The 18,960-nt window shown below is 68.8% G+C and carries 19 protein-coding genes; 15 read left to right on the forward strand and 4 right to left on the reverse strand.

The features are described 5' to 3' along the window. The 8 genes from F8S13_06705 (at position 1) to F8S13_06740 (ending at position 8,148) form a co-directional block, all read left to right on the forward strand. On the forward strand, positions 1-1,077 hold the full coding sequence (locus tag F8S13_06705; protein ID KAB8144553.1) for an NADH-quinone oxidoreductase subunit D: 1,077 nt from the start codon (positions 1-3) through the stop codon (positions 1,075-1,077). After that, entirely contained in the window at positions 1,074-2,813 is a 1,740-nt protein-coding gene (locus F8S13_06710) for a hypothetical protein (GenBank protein KAB8144554.1), read from the forward strand. Before F8S13_06705 ends, F8S13_06710 begins: the two co-directional genes overlap by 4 nt. A gap of 10 nt (positions 2,814-2,823) precedes the next feature. Further along, the gene (locus tag F8S13_06715) at positions 2,824-3,528 is read left to right on the forward strand and encodes a hypothetical protein (protein ID KAB8144555.1); all 705 of its coding nucleotides are present in this window, start codon (positions 2,824-2,826) and stop codon (positions 3,526-3,528) included. 40 nt (positions 3,529-3,568) lie between these two features. Continuing rightward, positions 3,569-5,032 (forward strand): hypothetical protein, encoded by a 1,464-nt coding sequence (locus tag F8S13_06720; protein KAB8144556.1) that lies wholly within the window; start codon positions 3,569-3,571, stop codon positions 5,030-5,032. An 8-nt stretch (positions 5,033-5,040) separates the two neighbouring features. Beyond that, positions 5,041-5,412: an NADH:ubiquinone oxidoreductase gene (locus F8S13_06725; protein ID KAB8144557.1), complete on the forward strand. Its 372-nt coding sequence runs from the start codon at positions 5,041-5,043 to the stop codon at positions 5,410-5,412. 9 nt (positions 5,413-5,421) lie between these two features. Beyond that, positions 5,422-6,234, forward strand: a complete 813-nt coding sequence (locus F8S13_06730; GenBank protein ID KAB8144558.1) for a hypothetical protein — start codon at positions 5,422-5,424, stop codon at positions 6,232-6,234. Between the two features lie 80 nt (positions 6,235-6,314). Next, positions 6,315-7,397, forward strand: coding sequence for an ABC transporter ATP-binding protein (locus F8S13_06735; GenBank protein ID KAB8144559.1), 1,083 nt, complete (start codon positions 6,315-6,317; stop codon positions 7,395-7,397). Then, the gene (locus F8S13_06740; GenBank protein KAB8144560.1) at positions 7,384-8,148 is read left to right on the forward strand and encodes a hypothetical protein; all 765 of its coding nucleotides are present in this window, start codon (positions 7,384-7,386) and stop codon (positions 8,146-8,148) included. Before F8S13_06735 ends, F8S13_06740 begins: the two co-directional genes overlap by 14 nt. A gap of 71 nt (positions 8,149-8,219) precedes the next feature. Here the strand turns inward: F8S13_06740 and F8S13_06745 are convergent, their stop codons facing one another. From F8S13_06745 to F8S13_06760, 4 genes are all read right to left on the reverse strand, one after another. Further along, positions 8,220-8,843, reverse strand: coding sequence for an SCO family protein (locus F8S13_06745; GenBank protein ID KAB8144561.1), 624 nt, complete (start codon positions 8,841-8,843; stop codon positions 8,220-8,222). Then, positions 8,836-9,150 (reverse strand): hypothetical protein, encoded by a 315-nt coding sequence (locus F8S13_06750; protein ID KAB8144562.1) that lies wholly within the window; start codon positions 9,148-9,150, stop codon positions 8,836-8,838. Before F8S13_06750 ends, F8S13_06745 begins: the two co-directional genes overlap by 8 nt. Before the next feature lie 59 nt (positions 9,151-9,209). Further along, on the reverse strand, positions 9,210-10,916 hold the full coding sequence (locus F8S13_06755) for a cytochrome C oxidase subunit I (protein KAB8144563.1): 1,707 nt from the start codon (positions 10,914-10,916) through the stop codon (positions 9,210-9,212). A gap of 81 nt (positions 10,917-10,997) precedes the next feature. Beyond that, on the reverse strand, positions 10,998-11,486 hold the full coding sequence (locus tag F8S13_06760; GenBank protein KAB8144564.1) for a hypothetical protein: 489 nt from the start codon (positions 11,484-11,486) through the stop codon (positions 10,998-11,000). 403 nt (positions 11,487-11,889) lie between these two features. Between F8S13_06760 and F8S13_06765 the strand changes: the two genes are divergently transcribed. The 7 genes from F8S13_06765 (at position 11,890) to F8S13_06795 (ending at position 18,959) form a co-directional block, all read left to right on the forward strand. Then, positions 11,890-12,237, forward strand: coding sequence for a winged helix-turn-helix transcriptional regulator (locus F8S13_06765; protein ID KAB8144565.1), 348 nt, complete (start codon positions 11,890-11,892; stop codon positions 12,235-12,237). 345 nt (positions 12,238-12,582) lie between these two features. Beyond that, positions 12,583-13,533, forward strand: a complete 951-nt coding sequence (locus F8S13_06770; protein KAB8144566.1) for a MoxR family ATPase — start codon at positions 12,583-12,585, stop codon at positions 13,531-13,533. Positions 13,534-13,546: 13 nt separating this feature from the next. Next, entirely contained in the window at positions 13,547-14,725 is a 1,179-nt protein-coding gene (locus F8S13_06775) for a DUF58 domain-containing protein (GenBank protein ID KAB8144567.1), read from the forward strand. A gap of 267 nt (positions 14,726-14,992) precedes the next feature. After that, entirely contained in the window at positions 14,993-15,520 is a 528-nt protein-coding gene (yjjX, locus tag F8S13_06780; GenBank protein KAB8144568.1) for an inosine/xanthosine triphosphatase, read from the forward strand. Positions 15,521-15,535: 15 nt separating this feature from the next. Continuing rightward, positions 15,536-16,861, forward strand: a complete 1,326-nt coding sequence (locus tag F8S13_06785) for a DUF4129 domain-containing protein (protein KAB8144569.1) — start codon at positions 15,536-15,538, stop codon at positions 16,859-16,861. A gap of 10 nt (positions 16,862-16,871) precedes the next feature. Then, positions 16,872-17,912 carry an XdhC family protein gene (locus F8S13_06790; protein ID KAB8144570.1) on the forward strand — a complete coding sequence of 347 codons (1,041 nt, stop codon included), beginning with the start codon at positions 16,872-16,874 and terminating at the stop codon, positions 17,910-17,912. 177 nt (positions 17,913-18,089) lie between these two features. Continuing rightward, the gene (locus F8S13_06795) at positions 18,090-18,959 is read left to right on the forward strand and encodes a DegV family protein (protein ID KAB8144571.1); all 870 of its coding nucleotides are present in this window, start codon (positions 18,090-18,092) and stop codon (positions 18,957-18,959) included. Position 18,960: the final 1 nt, after the last annotated feature.

Here is an 18,960-nt window from a genome sequence, read left to right on the forward strand (position 1 = left end):
GTGAGCTATTCCCTTGCGCTTGGTCCGTTCCACCCTGCGTGGCGTGGGCCACAGCGCCTCATACTGCGTGTTGACGGCGAGCGAATCGCCGATCTTGAATATCGCGACGGCTACAACGAGCGCGGCATCGCCGACCGGCTTGCGCGGCTCGATCTCCCACAGGCCCTCTACCTCGCCTCCCGTGTGTGCGGAACATGCTCGTTTGCCCATAGCCTAGCCTTCTGCCAAGCGATCGAGTCGCTGTGCGGGCTGGAGGTGGGCGAGCGGGCGGCGATGCTGCGCGTGGCCGCCGCCGAGCTTGAGCGGATCGGGTCGCACCTGCTGGCGGCGGCGATGCTGCTGGAGAGCCTGGGGCTGGAGCAGGCGGGCGGCAGGCTGCGCGCCCTGCGCGAGCAGGGGCTGGGCCTGATGGCGCGCGTGAGCGGGGCGCGGCTTGCGCCCGACCTGTGCGTGCCCGGCGGCGTGCGGCGCAACCTCGCGGCCTCGGACCGCGAGGAGGTGCTGATCGCGGTGCCGAAGCTGAACCGCGGGCTGTACGCCCTGATCGAGTCGCTGATCGACCAGCGCTCGCTGCTGGCGCGGGCGGTGAACGTGGGCGCGCTGCCCAAGACCGCCGCCGAGCAGTACGGCGTGCGCGGCCCGCTGGCCAGGGCCTCGGGGATCGCGCGCGACCTGCGGGCCGACCACCCCTACGCGGCCTACAACTCCCTGCCGTTCCGGGTGATCACCCAGGATGGCGGCGACATCTACGCACGGCTGCTGGTGCTGCTGCTAGAGGCGTTCGAGAGCGTCAAGCTGGTAGAGCTTGGGCTGCAGAATCTGCCGATGGGCGACTGGCAGGGCGAGATCCCACGAAAGCTACAGCAGGGCCAAGCCTCTGCCGCCACCGAGGGGCCGCGCGGCCTGATCCGCTACACCATCGAGAGCGACGGCGAGCGGCTCAAGCAGGTGCGGATCGATGCGCCACGGCAGCTCGACCGGCTGCTGGCGCGCACGATGCTGGCGGGCGCGCTGCTTGATAACGCGGTGCCGATCATCGCCTCGTGCGATGTATGCACGGCCTGCGCGGAACAATGATAGCACTACTGATTTTCACACTACCGCTGCTGGCGATGATCGCCTGCCTCGCGCTCAACCGCCTTGTCGACACCCGCGTGCTGGGCCTCGGCGGCGCGGCGGTGATGCTGATCGCCGCCGGGCTGATGGTGATGCAGCGCGAGCAGGGCGACGGCACACTGCTGACGCAGCCCTGGATCAGCCTGGATGGCCAGGATATGGTGGCCACGCTGCGGCTCGACGCCGCCAACACGCCGCTGGCGCTGGTGGTGGCGCTGGGCGGCGCGCTGGCGCTGGCGGCGCTGGCGCTGGCGCTGCCGGCCAAGCTGCGCGGCTACGGCAGCATGATCGCCGCGCTGCTGATGCTCTTTGTCACCACGCTCACCGGCCTAGTGCTGCAGGACATGCTGCTGGGCGTCATCCCATGGGCCGCGTTGCCGCTGCTGGGCTTTATCGCCCTGCGGTCGAGCGGCGGCCAGAACGAGGCCCAGGAGCTGCCGGTCGGCCTGCTGGGCAACCTGCTGGGCGCGGTGATGCTGCTGGGCGCGCTGCTGAGCGTGCGCTTCGCCCCCGTGGGCACGGCGGTGCCCGGCATGACCCTACTGGGCCTGCTGGTGGCATCGCTGCTGGCGCTTGGCCTGCCCCCCTTCCACCGCACCACCCACGACATGGCGCTCGGCCCGGCCAACATCGCAGGCCCGCTGATGGGGCTTGGCCTGCCGCTGCTGTGCGGCTTTCTGCTGACGCGCTTTATGACCCAGAACGCGCTGCCCGCCGAGTGGCGAGCGGCGCTGCAGATCGCTGGGCTGGCCGGGGTGGTGATCTGCGCGGCTGCGGCGCTGCGCGAGCGGCGGCTGCGGCGGCTGGCCGGATGGCTGGCCAGCACCCAGATGGGGCTGCTGCTGATCGTGCTGGGCCTCGATCCGGCGGTGGTGGCCGCCATCGCCCCGGCGCTGCAGATCAACGCGGCGCTGGTGACGCTGACCGCGCTGCTGGCGGTGGCGCTGATCGAGCGCAGCACCGGCACCGATAGCATGGATGAGATCCGCCTGGGTGCGCCGATGCTGCTGCCCGCGCTGGCCTTCTTCCTGGCCGCAGCCTCAGCGGTGGGCGTGCCCGGCACCTGGGGCTTCTGGATCATGCGCTGGCTGCTGACCGAGCTGGTTGGCGCGCGCCCGCTGCTGATCGGCCCGCTGCTGGCGGGCATGGCGCTGTTTGGCATGGCCTGGCTCGCGCCGCTGGCCGCATTCCTGCGCGCCCCGCACACCCAGCAGGCCGCGCCCGCCGGTGCGGTGCACGCGCTGCCGCTGCTGGGTGCGCTGCCGCTGGTGCTGTTCGGCATCGCGCCGGGGCTGGCCTGGGAGCGCTGGGGGGCCGCCGCCCGCACGGCGCTGGTCCCGCACAGCAGCGCCGCCGCGCCGCTGCTGCCCAGCCTGCCCGAGATGCTGGCCTGCGCACTGGCCCTGCTGGCCCTGATCGGCGCGCTGGTGGCGCTGCGGCGCAGGAGCGCGCGCAAGACCGTGGCCGACCCCGAGCTAGAGCCAGGCGGCGTGATCACGCCCGACGCGCTAGGCGAGAGCCTGGGCGCGATTGGCTGGCTGGGTGCGCCGACCGATTTGTTCACGCAGCTGTGGGCGGGGATGGTGGCGCTGAGCAGCCGGATCGGCTGGGCGCTGGCCTTCTTCGAGCAGCGCTATTTTATGGCAGGGCTGATGCTCGCGCTTGTGGCGGTCATCCTGCTGCTGCTGCAAAGGTAGGGGCCGAGCGATGCTCAATATTCCTGTGATCGGCATCGGGCTGTGCTGCGCGGCCATCCTGCTGCTGCGCGACTGGCGCTTTACCGTCTCGGCGCTGCTGCTCAACTACCTGTGCCTAGCCTGGTTTTTCACCCAGCAGCAGTTTCTCGCGCCCGACCTGGTGCTGGGGCCGCTGCAGCTGAGCACCACTGTGCTGGTGAAGGTGATCACCGGCATGGCCGCCGCGCTGATCCTGGCGATCACCGGCCTGACCTTCTCGCGCGAGTACAACACCGAAGATCTCGACGAGTTCTCGCTGGCCGAGCTGCGGCGGGCCGCGCGGCGCGCCCAGCGGTCGAGCGAGCCGTTCCGCATATCCGATTATGTCGTGCCGTTCTGGTCGCTGCTGCTGGCGATCATCGCCGCCATGCTGCTGCCGCAGCTCTACCCGATCGCCAACACCTACGCCACCAACTTCGCATGGTACTGGCTGGGGCTGACCGGCATGTTCACGCTGGTGGGCGCAAGCGACCTGCTGAAGATCGGCCTGGGCCTGCTGCTGTGCGTGGCCAGCATCGACGTGCTGTACACCGCGGTGGCCAGCCAGGTGCAGGTCTTCCCGCTGGCCATGCTGAGCCTGCTGACCATCGTGCTGGCGCTGGCGATCGCCTACCTGAGCGGCCTGCTGTACGGGCGGCTGAAAACGCTGGACCTGGGCGAGCTATACCGCAAGTAGTTCGGTGCGGCGGGAGACCGCGCGCGCCGCAGAGCGAGCTATGTCATATCTTCTTCTGATCCTGTTCCCGATAGCCATGAGCGCCAGCGCCTTCCTGCTGCGCAAGCAGACCCAGTTTGTGGCGCTGGCCGCCATCGCCACGGCCCTAACCGAGCTGGCGCTGGTGAGCACCGTGCCGGTGGACGAGCCTGCGCGGCTGCTGGGCATGACCATGGTGCTCGACCCGCTCAGCAGGCTGTTCCTGGTGGCCTTCGCGGTCATCGCTATGGTGGCCTTCGCCGCCTCGATCTGGCTGCCGCACGGCGAGAACTTCGCGCCGATCGGGCTGATCCTGCTGTCATTCACCAATGCCACGCTGCTGCTGCTGCAGGAGCCATTTGTGGTGGCGCTGCTGCTGATCAGCGGGGCGGTGCTGGCCGTGCTGGCGATCGTCGATCTGCCCACCGGAAGCCCGCTGCTGGTGGGTAAAAAATCGCTGGCGGCGGCGCTGAAGTACCTGGTGCTGATGGTGATCGCAGGCGTGATGATGTACTTCGCCTATGTACTGGTGAACATCTACGAGGACACCGGCACATCGCAGAGCTTCACCACCGCGCAGCTCATTCTGGCGCTGTTCGCTGTGGGCTTCGGCCTGCGCCTGGCGCTGGTGCCCTTCCACTCGTGGCTGCCCGACATGACCGAGATCGCCGCGCCCATGGTGTCGATGATCATCATCACGGTGATCAACGCCACCAGCCTGCTGGTGCTGATCAGCACGCTGCAGTTCTTCGGGCCGATCATCCTGAGCGGCAACGACATGGGTGTGCAGGTCTTCCAGGTGCTGGGGATCGCCACATGTGTGGCCGGGGCAGGGCTGGCGCTGGCCCAGCCGAGCCTACGGCGCATGCTGGGCTACCTGATCGCCTACGACGCGGGCATGATCATGTACGGCTTGACGACCATGAGCAGCATCGGGCTGGCTGGCGCGATCTTCGAGACCTTCAACCAGCTGGTGGTGGTGGCCCTGCTGTTCCTGAGCCTGGCGCTGCTGGAGCAGCCCGACGGGCGTCCTTCCAACGTGGCGCGGCGCGACCTGCTGCGGCGCTGGCCGATCGCCGGGGTGGGCTTTCTGGTGGGCGGGCTGGCGCTGATCGGCCTGCCGCCCTTCAACGGGTTCGCCAGCAAGCTGCTGATCTACCAGGCCGCCGCGCAGGATACCCTGCCCGCCGCGCTGCCGCTGCTGCTGCTCTCGACCGTGCTGGCGCTGCTGGCGCTGGGCAAGGTGGCCTACGAGCGGCTGCTGGGGCCGTCGGAGGACGAGCCGGTGGAGGAGTCGCCGCTGCTGCTGGGCGAGATCAATCTCGATCAGCTTGCGCCGCGCAAGCTCTCGCCCGAGCCGCGCGGGCTGGCCGCGCTGGTGGTGGTGCTGGTGGCCGCCTGCCTGGTGATCGGCATCTACCCGCAGCCGGTGCTGGCCACCATCAACGATGTGATCCAGGGGCTGACATTTATCCGCGCGTTGTAGAGGTGGCCATGGCCGATACGATCAAAATCTATCGAATGAATACCGGCTCGTGCGGCGGATGCGACGCCGAGCTTGACGCGGCGGTGTTTCTGAACGCCGATCTGGCATGGACATCCGACCCGCTGGAGGCCGACGTGCTGGTGCTGACCGGGCCGCTGACCGCCACTAGCAAGCCCGCCTTCATGGCCACGTGGCAGGGCCTGGCCGAAAAGGTGCCGCTGGTGGCCGTGGGGCGCTGCTCGATCGACGGCTACCCCTACGGGCGGGGCGGGCTGGCCGACAACCCCGATGTACAAGCGACGATCAAGATCGATGGGTGCCCGCCCGAGCCAGCGGCCATAGCCGCCGGGCTGCGCGAGAGCCTCCATCGGCCCACATAGGCACTGTCCATGAACGAACTTGTTGCACTGCTGATCTTCCCCGGCCTGCTGTTCACGCTGGCGCTCGCGCTGGCGCTTGGTATGCTGTTCCAGCGCAAGCTCGCCTTCCGCCCGCGCCTGCCCGACTTCAGCTTCGAGAGCGCGGCGGGGGCGATCAGCGTGGTGCTGGCGGCCTGCGCCAACGCGCTGCTGCCCTGGCCGCTGGCTGGGGCGGGCAAGGCCGCGCTGGGCGGGCCGGTGGCCGCATGGCTCGCGCTTGAGGGCGCGTTCCTGCTGCCGCTGCTGCCCGGCCTGCTCTCCAGCAGCCCGCTGGTGAACCGCGCCACCATCCGCGAGGCCCAGATCGGCTTGGCGGGACGCAGCGTGGTGTGGCTGGCGGCGGGCACGCTGCTGTGGATGCCTGGGCAGATCAGCCTGGGCAGCCTGCCCGGCTGGGCGCTGCTGGGCGTGGGCGCGCTGCTGGCGCTGCCCGCCGCCATGGGCTTCGGCCCGTTCGCCGCCGAGCGCACGCTGGCGCTTGAGGGCGCGGAGCACGGCCTGGACGAGGCCACCGCAGGGCTGCTGCGCTTCGCCCGCACGGCGCGCGGGGCGGTGCTGCTGGCGGCCACCCTGCTGGCCCTGATCCCACGGGCGCAGTTTCGCCCACAGCTGGCCCTGCTGGTGTGGGTGGCCGCCGCCGTGGTCGCGGCGCTGGTGCTAGAGCGGGTGGGGCGGCGCATGCCGCGCATGGCGCTGCCCAGCGCGCTGCGCTGGTGCTGGTGGCGGGCCATGCCCACCGCCGCCATCGGCCTGCTGTACCTCGCGATCATCGCCCCCGGCTAGGCGCGCACGCCGACGTTCTTCCTTCGTGCTAGGCTGGCTGCGCCCATCAGACGACGCAGGCCTGCGAGAATCATGCGGCCATGGCAGCTATTGAGCTAGAAAATCTCTACAAGGCCCACCACGGCGCGTTCGTCATCCAGGGCCTCAGCCTCACCATCGAGCCAGGCGAGACCTATGGGCTGCTGGGGGCCGAGGGCGCGGGCAAAACCACCCTGCTGCACATGCTGCTGGGACTGCAGCGCCCGCAGCGCGGCAGCCTGCGCGTGCTCGGCACCACCAACCTTGGCCGCAATATCGGGCGCGTGGGCTACCTGCCCCAGCAGCTGCAGCTGCAGCCTGCGTTCTCGGGGGCGGCCCACCTGCAGATGCTCGGCAAGGCCGATGGCATGCGCGGCCCGCTGCTGGCCCAGCGCACCCACGAGGCGCTGGAGCGCGTCGGGCTGCTGGGGGCCGCGCACCACCCGGTGGAAAACTACACGCTGGCCATGCGCCAGCGGCTGGGGCTGGCCCAGGCGCTGCTCGGCCAGCCGGCCTTGCTGCTGCTGGACATGCCCGCCGCGCGGCTGGCCGACGACGACCGTCGCAGCATGCTGGCCCTGCTGGCAAGTCTGCGCGAGCACGGGGTCACCGCCCTGATCGCATCCGACCACCCCGACGACCTAGCGCATACCTGCGACCGCGTCGGTATCCTGCACCGGGGCCGGATCGCCGCCGAGGCCGAGCTGGCGGCGCTGGGCGCGCTGGCCCCCAGCGTGCGCATCGCGGTGGGCGAGATCGCCGAGATCACCGCCGAGCGCCTGGCCCGCCTCTCCTCGGCAGTGCAGATCAGCCCGGGCGCGATCGACATTGACCCCAACACCCAGCAGCTCCAGGCCCGCGTGCTCAAGATCTTGGTCGACGCCCAGATCGACATCTACCGGCTGGAGCCGCAGGTCGGCCCGCTGGCCGCGCTCTTCCGCCGCGTGCTAGGCGGCGAGGATGTGGGCCCGGCCTTTACGCCGCGCGCCGACATGGCCGATGAGACCGAGCAGGCCCCGCCCAACAGCCTCTTCGCCCCACCGGGGCACCCCGACACGCTTGAGCAGGCCCAGGCCGCGCCCGCGCACGAGGGCGAGACAGTCGCGCAGGAGCTGCCGTCGGAGGAAAAACATGAGCTTCTTTAGCCGACTGGGCAGCTACACGGGGTTCCTGCTGGCATCCTACATCCGCTCGGGCCGCATCGCTGTGGAGGCCGTGGCCACGCTGGTGATCTACGCCATGCTGTTCCGGCCCGGCGTCAGCCTGCTGCTGGCGGGCGAGTTCCACGCGATCGCCGCTATGTGCATGCTGACGCTGTCGTTCTACACCTCGGTGGTGCTGATGGGCCAGTGCGACCGCCCCCAGGCCTACCTGCTGCTCACACGGCGGATCGGGCGCAGCGGCTACCTGCTGGCCCACTACATCAGCTCGCTGATCATCACCAGCGGGTGCTACCTGGCGCTCTCGGCGCTGTGCGCAGCCACCCGCTCGGTGTCGGGCTTCACCCTGGCCGCGTGGGCGCTGGGCAGCCTGCCGCTGCTGCTGAACGTGGCCATCCTGGCCGCCGCCGTGACGCTGCTGGCCCCGGCGGTGCTCTCCACCTCGTGGCGGCTGGTCATCCTCGCGGGCGTGGTGCTGGCCTTCTCGGAGTCGATGTTTAGCACCCAGACGCTGCGCGACATGCCGCCGCTGCTGCTGCGCATCCTCGACCTGCTGCAGCTGGTCTTCAGCATCCCCCTGCTGCCCGTGCTCACCGGGTTTGCGCTCGCCGCCAGCCACGACTACCGCGGCGCGGCCATGGCCATCCCCTTCGCCCAGGTCTCGCTGATGCTGGGGCTGCTGGGGGCTGCGCTGTTCGTCTTCAGCCGACGCGAGATCACTGTGCGCGACGCCTAGAACTGCCCCAACGAAGAAAGAACGACGCTCGGGCCTCGCCAGAGCGTCGTTCTTTTTGCCAGTATACCGCCCTACTTCAGCAGCGCGCGCAGCTCGTTTGCAAACACCTCGGCGGGCGTGCCAAACGGGAAAAGCATGCGCAGGCTGCCCTCGGCATCGATCAGGTAGGTGACCGCCGAGTGATCGACCAGATAGCCCGCCGAGGTGCCCTTCACATCCTGCTGCTGGAAGTACAGCCCGTAGTCGGCCCCGATCTTGCGCAGCGTGGCCTCGTCGCCAGTCATGCCGATGAAGCTGGGGTCGAAGCTCTGCACATAGTGCTTCAGCAGCGCGGGCGAGTCGCGCTCGCCATCCACGCTGATAAACAGGTAGCGGACCTTGTCGCCATCTGCGCCCAGCAGCCGCTTGGTATCGCGCAAGTCGACCAAGGTGGTCGGGCAGACATCGGGGCAGTGGGTGTAGCCAAAAAACAGCAGGATCGGCTTGCCGCGCAGGTCGCTCAGGCGCATGTCGCTGCCATCCATGCTGGTGAGGGTAAAATCGTGCAGGGCGCGCGGCGGGTTAACCGCCGAGCCGCCCGTGATCTCGGGGGTCGCGATCTCGTCGGCGGAGGCCGCGCCGCCCTGGCAGGCCGCCAGCAGCAGCGCCGCCAGCAGCGCCGCCCAGATACGCCAGAGGGATGCTTGCTTACACATGGGGGTGCGATCTCTTGCTACGCTGGAAGAGCCGCGCGATCCGCCCGCCCCAGGCCAGCAGCGCCGCGCCAGCGACCACCGCCGCCAGGCTCAGGCAGATCATCAGCGGCATCAGCAGGGGGCTGCGCGACGGAGCGCCGCAGATAAAGCGCCACACCGCGCCCGGCGCGCTGGTGAAGGCCGAGAGGTCTTGGGTGTAGGCACCCACCATCACCAGCATCATCAGGCCAAAGCAGATCAAGCCCACGCCCACGATCTGGGGCACGACCGATGGCGCTGGGGCGCGGCGCTCATGATTCGCGGTCATAAAAATCCTAACCAAGCATCCGCCACCGGGCCGATCCCCCGTGGCGGATGCTGCCATGCCTACTTGAGCGGGTTTGGCACAAACGGCGTGTAGCCCGGCGAGGCGAACGTGCCCAGCGCATCGGCCACCACCGGCAGCCAAGCCACGGCGGCCAGTACCAGGATAATGCCGACCCACAGGCCCCAGCGCTCTAGCCACAGCGGCGAGCCAGCAGGCCCCACCGTGTCCACCGGCGCACCCTCGGTCACTGGCTCCTTCGAGAAAAACAGCGTGCCCACTAGGTTCACCAGCAGCAGCACCAGGCTGATCAGCAGGATCACGCCCGAGATCGCCGAGGTGTTGAGGAAGAAGGCCGCATCGGGGTTTACATACGGCGCGTTGCTCAGGTCGGTGCGGCGCGGCACCCCCGCAATCCCCGCAGCGCCCATGCCGTGGCCGAAGATCAGCATGCCCACCAGCCAGGTGTAGATCTGGGCTAGCGCCACCTTCTTGCTCCACAGCGCGCGGTTGCGGATCAGCGGCACGATCCAGTAGGCGATGCCGATATACGTCAGCGTCACTGCGCCCGCCAGCGTCATGTGGAAGTGGCCCGGCACCCACGAGGTGTTGTGCAGCGCGATGTTCAGCGTCAGCGAGGCCTGGATGATGCCCGAGAAGCCACCCGCGATGAACAGGATCATGCCCGCCAGCTGCGCGGCCACCACCGGGTTACCAAAATCCTGGTGCCACAGCCAGTCGAGCGCCCGCCGCGCGCCGCGCTGCCGCCCGGCCCGCTCCAGCGTCGCCCCGATGTTAAACGCGGTCAGGAAGCTGGGCACCGCCACCACAAACGTGAACACGGTGTGGATGCCCTTCATCACGCTGCTGACGCCGGGGTCCGAGAACAGGTGGTGCACGCCCACCGGCACCGAAAAGATCACCAGCATCAGGAAGGCCACGCGGGCCAGGCCATCGCTGAACAGCTTGCTGCCCACCTGCTTGGGCAGCATGGTGTACCACGAGATATAGGCCGGGATCAGCCAGAAGTACACCAGCGGGTGCCCGAAGAACCAGAACAGCACGCGGCCCATCTGCGGGTCGGTGGTCTTCAGCCAGCCCAGCGAGAGCGGCAGCAGCATGAACAGCACCTCGACCGCCACGCCGAAGGTCGCCACGATCCACATGATGAAGTTGGCGATCGCCGCAAACACCGCCAGCGGCACCCGCTCGCCGGGGTGCTCCTTCCGCCACGCGGCGTAGGTCATGAACACATTCGCGCCCACCAGCCACGAGCCGACCACCAGCAGCACCAGGCCGATGTAGAAGGTCGGGTGGGCCACCAGCGAGGGGTAGAAGGTGTAGAGCACCGACGCCTGCCCCGAGCCGATGGCGAAGAGCACCAGCGCCAGCCCCACAAACATCATGGCGTACGAGACCCAGGCCAGCGTGCGGTTCCACAGCGGGCGCTCCAGCGAGCGCTGGGTGATAAAGTAGGTGAAGCCGACGATAAAGAACGTGGTGAAGAACAGCGCGTTCATCACGCCGTGGATGGTGAGCGCCTGATAGTAGAAGCTAAAGAACGGGATCTGCAGATCGGGGAAGGCCTCCTTCACAAACGGCGAGCGCCGGAAGGTCTGAAACGGCCCCATCAGGCTGCCGAGCAGCAGCGCCAGCATACCAGTGAGCACATGCGCGCCAACAAGGGTGCGCTCTTCCATCAACATTGCGAGCTTCGGGAAGGCGAGCGACGAAGGCTGCCGCTGGGGAAGCGGCGAGGCAACCTGCATGACAATACTCCTTCTAGACCAAGCTACAAACGCCTCGGTGCGATTCCTAGGGAAGAAGGGAACCAGCCATAGGTGTGGACGCTAGGCATCCACGATAATCGTGGCGATCATGTTCTGGTGGCCCGAGCCGCAGTACTCGTGGCAGATGATGTGGTAGGTGCCGGGCTTTTTGAAGGTGGCCTTCTCGCGGGCGATCTGGCCGGGCAGCAGCATCATGTTCATGTCGTGGTGCTCGATGTAGAAGCCGTGCGTGACATCCTTGCTGGTTACCACGAACGTTACCTCGGCGCCCTTGGGGATGTGGATCTCGGCGGGCTTGCCCTTGGCCTGCCCCAGGTCGAACTGCCACATCTTGGCCACCACGTGCAGCGTGTACTGGTTGTCGCCCATCGAGCGCAGGCCGGGCGTGGCGAACTCGGTGCTGTCGAGCTGCATCGGGTCTACGCGGCCCACCGGGCTAGGCAGCGTGACGCCGAAGATGAACACGCTGGCCAGCAGGGCCGCCGAAAAGACGCCCAGCGTTCCAGCAACCGCGTAGATCCAGTAGCGCTCAAGACGGTCGATGTACATAGCTTCCTCGCTTCTCCCTAACTGCGCTCGATGACAACAATGAACCAGAGGTAGGCCCAGTAGATCGCGTAGCCCAGCAGCATCAGCAGCACAAACAGCAGCGTGCCCGATGGGGAGAAGCCGTCGTGTCCGTGGTCGTCGATCTGCTGCGCGCCAGGCGCGGGGGTGAGTGGATCATCCGCCATAACAGAACTCCTTCGTACACCGTACAGCGAGAGGATTGGGGGTTTTGTGTACTTTCTCACAATTTAGCTGACAGCCCCATAGTAAAGCAAGAAATCGCAACTGCTTGTTGTATCTTTTTTACAAAGTGTTGCGATCCTACAACCATGGGTTATACTTGGTATATTGACGCCTATTACTAGGAAATACCGCGGCCCCACGCCGCATACGGAGGCCGCCAATGATGACGGCAGAACAGCCCCCACCTAGCGATAGCGATCTCTGGCGGGCGCTCAAGGCGCTCGGCAGCCCGGTGCGGCTGGAGGTCATCCGCTTCATCCAGGCCCACCCCCACTGCATCAGCAACCAGATCCAGCTCCACCTGCCGCCCGGCTGCGCCTGCGCTCAGTCCACGCTCTCGCAGCACCTCAAGATCCTGCGCGACGCCCAGCTGGTCGTCGCCGAGAGCGACGGCGCGGCCACTAGCTACACCCTGAACGCCGAGCGCATGGCCTGGCTCTCCGAGCAGCTCAGGGGCTATGCGCTCTGCCCAGCGAACGCCGCCGGGGTGCGCGCGGGCCGCCCCTAGGCGCGGCTGCCCTGCGCGGGCCACACCCAGGGCGCGTAGATCTCCTCCCTTCGTGCCCTCGCGCCTTCGTGGTAAATCGGTCCCCTTGGTGTCTTCGCACCTTCGTGATAGTCGTTTCTTTTGTTCCTTGGTGTCTTGTGTCTTGGTAGTAAAGCGGTTCTCTCCTCCCCTTCGTGCCGTCGCGCCTTCGTGGTAAAAAATCCTCGCGCCCTCGCGGTTGCAGCCCCCCGGCGGGTGTGGTAGACTGCGCAGGCCCTAGCAAAACCCGATACCGCACAACGGTGCGCCCCATCGCCCCCCTGTCTTGGGCACTCACGCCACCATCGCTAGAAACGGAGCCTACCCGTGACGACCTCTCCCGCCCAGGTGCAGGAGCTGACTGAGCGTATCCGCGCAAACGTCGCGCGCGTGATCGTCGGCAAATCGGATGTGGTCGATCTGCTGCTGATCGCGCTGCTGTGCGAGGGCCACGTGCTGCTGGAGGACGTGCCGGGCACCGGCAAGACCACCCTGGCCCGCGCGGTCGCGGCCTCGCTAGGCTGCGCCTTCCACCGCGCCCAGTTCACCCCCGACCTGCTGCCCACCGACATCACCGGCCTCACCTACTTCAACCAGCAGGCAGGGGCCTTCCAGTTCCGCGCTGGCCCGATCTTCACCAACGTGCTGCTGGCCGACGAGATCAACCGCGCCACCCCGCGCACCCAGAGCGCCCTGCTGGAGGCCATGCAGGAGCGCACCGTCACCATCGATGGCGAGACCCGCGCGCTGCCCCGGCCCTTCCTGGTGCTGGCCACCCAGAACCCCGTGGAGCTGGAGGGCACCTTCCCGCTGCCCGAGGCCCAGCTCGACCGCTTCATGCTGCGCGTCGGCATGGGCTACCCCAGCGAGGAGGAGGAGGCCGCCATCCTCAGCCGCTTCGTGCAGGCCGAGCCGCTGGCCGACCTAGGCACCGTGGCCTCGCGCGAGGATGTGCTGGCCATGCAGCAGGCCGTGCGCGCCACCCTGGTGGCCGAGCCGCTGCGCCGCTACATCGTGGCGGTGGTGCGCGCCACCCGCGCCCACGACGAGATCGAGCTGGGGGCCTCGCCGCGCGCCGCGCTCTCGCTGCAGCGCGGCGCGCAGGCGCTGGCCGCCATGCGGGGTCGCGATTTCGCCACCCCCGACGACGTGAAGGCGCTGGCAGGCCCGGCCCTGGCCCACCGCATCATCCTGCGCTCCGAGGCGCGGCTGCGCGGGCGCACCGCCGAGCAGGTGGTCCAGTCGGCGGTGCAGCGCGTGCCTGTGCCGGTCGAGTAGGCAGGAGGCCGCCATGTTTCGCCCCGCCACCATTCGCGGGCTGGCATTCCTGTTCGTGCTGGCGCTGTTCTTCCGCGCGCCGCTGCTGGCCCTGCTCAGCGCGCTGCTGCTGCTGGCCGCAGGCCTGGCCTGGCTGTGGAACCGCTACGCCTTCGCCAAGGTGGCCTACGGGCGGCGCTGGGGCGCGGCCCGCGCCTTCCCCGGCGACACCGTGCCCCTGATGATCAGCATCGATAACCGCAAGCCCCTGCCGCTGGCCATGCTCGACCTGCGCGACAGCTTCCCGCCAGGGCTGGAGGTGGATGACGCCTTCATCCGCGTGGACCGCGAGGATCGCCTGGTGCTGCAGCGCACCACCAGCCTGCGCTGGTACGAGCGCGTGACATGGACCTACCAGGTGCGCTGCACGCGGCGCGGGGCCTTCCGCGTCGGCCCGGCCACCCTGGATGCGGGCGACCCCTTCGGCTTCTTCCGCAGCAGCTGGCAGGTGCCCCCGCAGGGTTCGCTGATCGTCTACCCCACCCTGCTGCCGCTGGAGTCGCTGGGCCTGCCCGCCCGCAGCCCGATCGGCACGCTGCGCGCCCGCCAGCTCATCCGCGACCCACTGCGCACCGTGGGCGTGCGCGACTACCAGCCCGATGACCCCTTCAAGGACATCCACTGGATGGCCAGCGCCCGCACCGGCACGCTGCAGACCCGCATCTACGAGCCGACCACCGCGCGCGAGCTGGCAATCGTGCTCGACCTCGACTCGTTCGAGCACTACTGGCAGGGCATCAACGAGGAGCTGATCGAGCGCTCGATCAGCGCGGCGGCTACCCTGGCCCAAGCGGGCCTGCGCGAGGGCTACGCCGTGGGCCTGTATGTGAATGGCGCGCCCGCCCAGCACGAGAGCCTAGTGCGCCTGCCGCCAGGCCGCAGCCCGGCCCAGCTGGAGCGGATCATGGAGACGCTGGCGCGGCTGACGCCCTACTCGGTCACGCCGGTGGCGCGGGTGCTGCGCATGGCCGCCAGCGACCTGCCCTGGGGCGCGACCATCCTGCTGCTCAGCGGCATCCAGCCCCAGGCCAGCCGCGCCGAGCTGCTGCGCCTGCGCGAGCGCGGGCGGGCGACGGCATGGCTCTACCTTGGGGCCGACACGCCGCCCCTTGTGCCCGGCGTGCCCATCCATCACGCCCCGCCGCAGGCGTAGCGCCACAGGCAGCGCCGCCTCCCCACCAGTAGCGCGTGCCTTTGCGCTTTTGGCACCTGCCGTTGTTCCATGGTCGGCTGCCTTTGTCCCATTTTTGGCTGCAAATGGGGCAAGGGCACTGGTGAATGGGGCAAGGGCGCTGGTGAATGGGGCAAGGGCGCTGGTGAATGGGGCAAGGGCTGCCCAAGCACACACAAAAGCAATAGAAAAAAGCCAGCAGGAAGCATCCCGCTGGCCAATCCCAGAACCGTGGAAAGGTCACGACCAATGCTCACCGTCGCCGTCGGCTCGCTCAACCCCGTCAAGATCGCCGCCGTGCAATCCGCCCTGCAGATCGCCCAGATCGAAGCCACCGTGGGCGGCATCGCCGTGCCCTCGGGCGTGCCCGACCAGCCGATCGGCTACGCGCAGATCGCCTTGGGCGCGCGCAACCGCGCCCAGAACGCCCGCGCGGCACAGGGCGCGGCCTGGGGCTTCGGGCTGGAGGGCGGCGTCGAGTTCGAGGGCGAGCAGGCATGGCTCTACAGTGTGGTGGCCGTGGTCACGGCGGCGGGCGAGGTCTCGCTGGCGCAAGGCGGCAAGCTGCTGCTGCCGCCGCCGGTGGCCGCCCGCCTGCGCGACGGCGAGGAGCTAGGGCCGGTAATGGACTCGCTGACCGGCGTGCACAACAGCAAGCAGAAGCTGGGCGCGGTCGGCTTCCTGACCGGCGGCGTGGTGCGCCGCGAGGATGGATTCCGCGACTGTGTGGGGCGGGCCATCGCGCCGCTGCTCCACCCCGAGCTGTACCGCGCCTAGCCAAGGAACATGCCCATGCCCAAGATCACATGGCAGCAGATTCTGTTCTATGGCAGCCTGGCCGTGGTCGAGGCCAGCCCCGCCGCGCTGATCGCCACCATGGCGGGCAGCAACGTGTGGCTGGCGCTGGTGGCGCTGGCCGCGCTGGCCGGGGCTGCCAGCCACTATAGCGAGCCGTGGCTGCCCGAGCGGGTGCAGCAGGCCGCGCTGCTGGCAGTGGGCACGCTGCTGGCCGCAGGCGTGTTCGCGCTGGCCGCCCAGGCCAGCCAGAACGCCGAGTTTATCTCGGGCGGGGCCTACCTGGCGCTGCTGGGCGCGCTCTACACCTTCTGGCGCGGCATGCGCATGGGCGACCAGGACTCGCTGACCATCACCCGCACCTTCCGCGTCAGCATGGGGGTGCTGGTGGCCGTCCTCGCGGGCGGCAGCCTGCTGCTTAGCCCCGACCAGGCCATGGTGGCTAGCGGTGCGGCCCAGCTGGTGGGCTTCTTCGCGGCGGGCATGCTGTGCATCGCCCTGGCCCACCACGCCGAGCAGGAGGGCGGCCTGCAGCAGATCGAGTGGCGCGGCGTTGGCATCCTGGTCGCCAGCATCGTGCTGATCATGGCCGCCGCCATGCTGCTGGCTTCGTTCACGGGCGGCTTCGCCAAAACCATGCTCGAAGGCCTGATCACCCTGCTGGCCACGGTCATCGGCTTCATCCTGCTGCCCTTCGGGCTGCTGCTGGAGGCGATCATCGGCTGGCTGCAGGGCATCTTCGCGCAGGGCAGCGGGATGGACGGCATCACAAACCAGTTCGAGGCGCTCCAGCAGATCCAAAATGCCTACGGCCAGGGCGGCGGCAGCGCGCCCTCATGGGCAAATCTGCTCATCCAGACCCTCTGCCTGATCATCCCCATCCTGGCGCTGATCGCGATCTTCTTCCTGCGAAAGAACACCACTGCGCGCCAGCGAACCACCAACGAGCGGCGCGAGTCCATCCTGCGCTGGGGCGAGGTGGCCGAAGATCTAGCCGGGCTGTTCGGCAGGAAGAACAAGCAGGCCGACCTGCGGCAAGCTCTGGCTGCCCTCACCGGCGGCTCGGCGGCCAGCCGCATCCGGCGCAGCTACATCCGCATGCTGCTGGCCGCCGAGGCCCACGATCAGCAGCGCCCCACCAGCCAGACGCCCCGCGAGTTCGCGCCCGCCGCCGCCCAGGCGCTGGGCCAGCCCGCCGAGCGCGTGGCCGCGCTCACCGCCGCCTACGAGCGGGCGCGCTACGCCCCCGAGACCGCCACACCCCAGCAGGCCGCCAGCGCCGAGGCCGCCTGGCAGCAGATCAGCGCCAGCCAAAAAAAGTAGGGAGAAAGCCATGCGTGACGTCATCCCATCCATCGAGCGCTGGCTTGCCGAGGGCCAGCGCGTAGCCCTGGCCACCGTGGTGAGCACGCTGGGCACCGCCCCGCGCGCCGTGGGGGCCAAGATGGCCGTGGCATCCGGCGGGGGCATCGCCGGGTCGGTCAGCGGCGGCTGCATCGAGGGCGCGGTCTACGACGCCTGCCAGTCCGCCATGCGCAGCGGCCAGGCCGCGCTGCACCGCTTCGGCGTGGCCGACGAGACCGCGTGGGAGGTGGGGCTGGCCTGCGGCGGCACCATCGAGGTGCTGGTCGAGCCGCTGGCCGGGCGCGAGGCCAGCTACGCCGCGCTGCGCGACGCGCTAGCCGCCGAGCAGGCGGTGGCGCTGGCCACCGTGGCGGCAGGCCCGCAGGGCGCAGGCGCGCGGCTGCTCATCCGCGCCGACGGCGGTCTGCTGGGCGACCTTGGCCCCCACATCCCCACCGATCTGGTGGTGGCCCAGGCGCAGGCGCTGCTGGCCCAGGCCCAGTGCGGCATGCGCGCCTTCCCCAGCGCCCAGGGCGAGCTGCAGGTGTTCATTGAGACCTACTCGCCGCCGCCCACGCTGCTGATCGTCGGCGCGGTGCACATCGCCATCCCGCTCATCCACTACGCCCACCAGCTCGGCTTCCGCGCCGTCGTCATCGACGCCCGCAGCGCCTTCGCCACGCCCGAGCGCTTCGCCCACGCCGATGAGCTGGTGCTGGCCTGGCCCGACGAGGCCCTGCCCGCCAGGATCACCACCAACAGCTACGTGGCGCTGCTGACCCACGACCCCAAGCTGGATGACCCCGCGCTGCTGGTGGCGCTGCCCAGCCCGGCGCGCTACGTGGGCGCGCTGGGCAGCAAGAAGACCCACGCCCAGCGCGTGGCGCGGCTGGCCGAGCAGGGCCTGCCGCCCGAGCAGCTGGCGCGGCTGCACGCCCCGATCGGGCTGCCGCTCGGCGGGCGCACCCCCGCCGAGATCGCGCTTAGCATCATGGCCGAGATCGTGGCCGAGCGAAACCGCCCCGCCTAGCGGCGCTGTCTTGGTGTATTTGTTTTCTTTTGTTCCCTTGGGTCTTGGGGTCTTGGTGGTAAAAATCTTCGGCGGGTTGAGAGCGAATAGGCTCTGCCTAGCAGCACATGCGGCGGCAGCAGCAGGAAAGCATGCTATCATAGCCCCCAAGGAGACCGACCTAGGGAGCAACACACTATGCATATTGTGAGTGACCGTGGCCTAGATATGATCGAATCGCACGCGCGCAAGCTTGGCATCATCCTCGCGCCGCTGCTGATCACTATTGGCGGGAAAACCTACCACGGCGGCGAGGACATCACCCCCGAGGAGTTCTACAAGATCATGGAGGAGAGCGGCGAGTTTCCCGTCACCGCCCAGCCCTCGATCGGCAGCATCGCCGAGATCTACCGCGAGCTGGCTAAGACCGACCCCGACATCCTCTCCATCCACATCTCGTCGGGCCTGAGCGGCACCAGCAACGCCGCGCGCCTGGCCGCCCAGCAGGTGCCCGAGGCCAACATCACCATCATCGACACCCTCAGCCTCTCGGGCGAGATGGGCTGGCAGGTCGAGGCGGCGGCGCGCTGCCTCAAGGCGGGCTGGCCGCTTGAGAAGATCCTGGAGAAGGTCGAGCAGGTGCGCGCCGACGCCGAGGCGATCTACACCGTCGCCACGCTGCGCTACCTCATCCACGGCGGGCGCGTCAGCCACATGAAAGGGCTGCTGGCCTCCATCCTCAACATCCGCCCCGTGATCGGCGTGGACAAGACCACCGGCAAGTACGAGCAGCTTGGCCAGGCCCGCACCCAGAAGGGCGCGCTGCAGAAGCTGGTGGATGTCGTGGCTGACAAGCACGCTCCCGGCAGCGAGCTGCGCGCCCAGATCTTCCATGTGAACAACCCCGAGGGCGTGGCCCAGCTCAAGCAGTTCATGGAGGCACGCTTCACCTGCCACTGGGAGGAGACCGGCCCGCTCTCGCCCGCGCTGGGCGCGCACGCAGGCCCCGGCATGGTCACGCTCACCTATGGCGCGTACAGCGTCTACGCCGATCTGCCCGAGGCCTAGG

It is taken from the genome of Chloroflexia bacterium SDU3-3 (assembly GCA_009268125.1).
GTDB lineage: Bacteria > Chloroflexota > Chloroflexia > Chloroflexales > Roseiflexaceae > SDU3-3.

Excerpts from the sequence above, each read along its gene's own strand:
- F8S13_06785 (KAB8144569.1), top strand. The coding sequence starts at position 15,536 with ATGCCCAAGATCACATGGCAGCAGATTCTGTTCTATGGCAGCCTGGCC.
- F8S13_06750 (KAB8144562.1), bottom strand. The coding sequence starts at position 9,150 with ATGACCGCGAATCATGAGCGCCGCGCCCCAGCGCCATCGGTCGTGCCC.
- F8S13_06790 (KAB8144570.1), top strand. The coding sequence starts at position 16,872 with ATGCGTGACGTCATCCCATCCATCGAGCGCTGGCTTGCCGAGGGCCAG.
- F8S13_06735 (KAB8144559.1), top strand. The coding sequence starts at position 6,315 with ATGGCAGCTATTGAGCTAGAAAATCTCTACAAGGCCCACCACGGCGCG.
- F8S13_06725 (KAB8144557.1), top strand. The coding sequence starts at position 5,041 with ATGGCCGATACGATCAAAATCTATCGAATGAATACCGGCTCGTGCGGC.
- F8S13_06720 (KAB8144556.1), top strand. The coding sequence starts at position 3,569 with ATGTCATATCTTCTTCTGATCCTGTTCCCGATAGCCATGAGCGCCAGC.
- F8S13_06745 (KAB8144561.1), bottom strand. The coding sequence starts at position 8,843 with ATGTGTAAGCAAGCATCCCTCTGGCGTATCTGGGCGGCGCTGCTGGCG.
- F8S13_06760 (KAB8144564.1), bottom strand. The coding sequence starts at position 11,486 with ATGTACATCGACCGTCTTGAGCGCTACTGGATCTACGCGGTTGCTGGA.
- F8S13_06755 (KAB8144563.1), bottom strand. The coding sequence starts at position 10,916 with ATGCAGGTTGCCTCGCCGCTTCCCCAGCGGCAGCCTTCGTCGCTCGCC.
- yjjX (KAB8144568.1), top strand. The coding sequence starts at position 14,993 with ATGCTCACCGTCGCCGTCGGCTCGCTCAACCCCGTCAAGATCGCCGCC.
- F8S13_06765 (KAB8144565.1), top strand. The coding sequence starts at position 11,890 with ATGATGACGGCAGAACAGCCCCCACCTAGCGATAGCGATCTCTGGCGG.
- F8S13_06710 (KAB8144554.1), top strand. The coding sequence starts at position 1,074 with ATGATAGCACTACTGATTTTCACACTACCGCTGCTGGCGATGATCGCC.
- F8S13_06775 (KAB8144567.1), top strand. The coding sequence starts at position 13,547 with ATGTTTCGCCCCGCCACCATTCGCGGGCTGGCATTCCTGTTCGTGCTG.
- F8S13_06715 (KAB8144555.1), top strand. The coding sequence starts at position 2,824 with ATGCTCAATATTCCTGTGATCGGCATCGGGCTGTGCTGCGCGGCCATC.
- F8S13_06730 (KAB8144558.1), top strand. The coding sequence starts at position 5,422 with ATGAACGAACTTGTTGCACTGCTGATCTTCCCCGGCCTGCTGTTCACG.
- F8S13_06795 (KAB8144571.1), top strand. The coding sequence starts at position 18,090 with ATGCATATTGTGAGTGACCGTGGCCTAGATATGATCGAATCGCACGCG.
- F8S13_06740 (KAB8144560.1), top strand. The coding sequence starts at position 7,384 with ATGAGCTTCTTTAGCCGACTGGGCAGCTACACGGGGTTCCTGCTGGCA.